This is a genomic window from Bradyrhizobium altum (assembly GCF_020889705.1).
Taxonomy (GTDB): domain Bacteria; phylum Pseudomonadota; class Alphaproteobacteria; order Rhizobiales; family Xanthobacteraceae; genus Bradyrhizobium; species Bradyrhizobium altum.
Map to the genome: position 1 here is coordinate 1 of NZ_JACMYP010000576.1, position 961 is coordinate 961.

The window sequence follows — 961 nt, forward strand, 5'->3', positions numbered from 1 at the left end:
ACTCATCGTAGTCTTGAATCGAAGTCGTGCCGCCGCGTCAACCGGGTTCCATGTAGTTGGCGGCCGTCATCCGATGACGCCGCCGCATCGAACACTGTCAGCCCACGCTCTGATATTGCCGCACCGGATGGCGACGCACCGCCGCGATGTTGATGCCGTCAAGCAGCCAGTGCAGCTCCTCCGTCGTCAGCGTCAGCACCGCCTCCTGGCTTCCGGGCCAGTGGAATCTGTCCGCCTCCAGTCGCTTCAGCAGCATCCAAAATCCCGACCGATCATAAATCAGCAGCTTGATCCGGTCGCGCCGGCGATTGCAGAACCCGAACACCGCGCGCTGGAACGGATCCAGCCCCATCGACTGCTCGACCACGATCCCCAGGCTGTTGATGCCCGCCCGGAAGTCAATCGGCTCGCGGTGAAGATAGACCCGAAGATCAGACGCCAGTCGGAACATCGCAACGCCCCAGCGCTTCAATCACCGCCGACAGCAACTGCGCGTCGCCGCCTTCCAGCGAAAGTGTCACTCCGTTGGGCATCGATGCCGTCAGCCGCCCGGCACAGGATCGCTCCGTCGCGCAAACCGCGATCGCGCCAGCAGATCGAGTCGGCGACGTCGACGGCGCGCTAACCGGAATAAACGCCGGCGCAATCGGCGCCCGCGCTTCCGCCGGGCTATTGCCGCTCTGAAGTTGTCGCTTGGCCACCCACTTGCGCAGCAGGTTCGCGTTCACGCCGTGTTGCAACGCCAGCCCCGCCAGCGACACGCCAGGCCGCAGACAGGCTTCGACCAGCTGTTGTTTGCTGGCCGGGTCATAGCGACGCCGGCCATTCCGCAACACACCGAGCGTCTCAAGCTTAAAAGGTTCCTCTGGAGTGATCATCGATGGTGTCCACCTTGTTCATGGTGGACACCTCATCCCATCCGGACACTCAATTGCACAGGTGCGTCAAAAATAGCGCTTAC

Annotated in this window: 2 protein-coding genes; both read right to left on the minus strand. The window is 62.5% G+C overall.

Going from position 1 to position 961, the window contains the following annotated elements; all coding sequences use genetic code 11:
* Positions 1-97 precede the first annotated feature (97 nt).
* A complete protein-coding gene (gene tnpB, locus H8B02_RS47470; protein WP_229172545.1) occupies positions 98-451 on the minus strand; it encodes an IS66 family insertion sequence element accessory protein TnpB in 354 nt (117 codons plus the stop codon).
* Positions 432-878: an IS66-like element accessory protein TnpA gene (gene tnpA / locus H8B02_RS47475; RefSeq protein ID WP_229172546.1), complete on the minus strand. Its 447-nt coding sequence runs from the start codon at positions 876-878 to the stop codon at positions 432-434. Before tnpA ends, tnpB begins: the two co-directional genes overlap by 20 nt.
* Positions 879-961: the final 83 nt, after the last annotated feature.

What these genes read in the sequence shown, in the direction of transcription:
- tnpB (WP_229172545.1), bottom strand. Translation starts at nt 451, where the DNA reads ATGTTCCGACTGGCGTCTGATCTTCGGGTCTATCTTCACCGCGAGCCG.
- tnpA (WP_229172546.1), bottom strand. Translation starts at nt 878, where the DNA reads ATGATCACTCCAGAGGAACCTTTTAAGCTTGAGACGCTCGGTGTGTTG.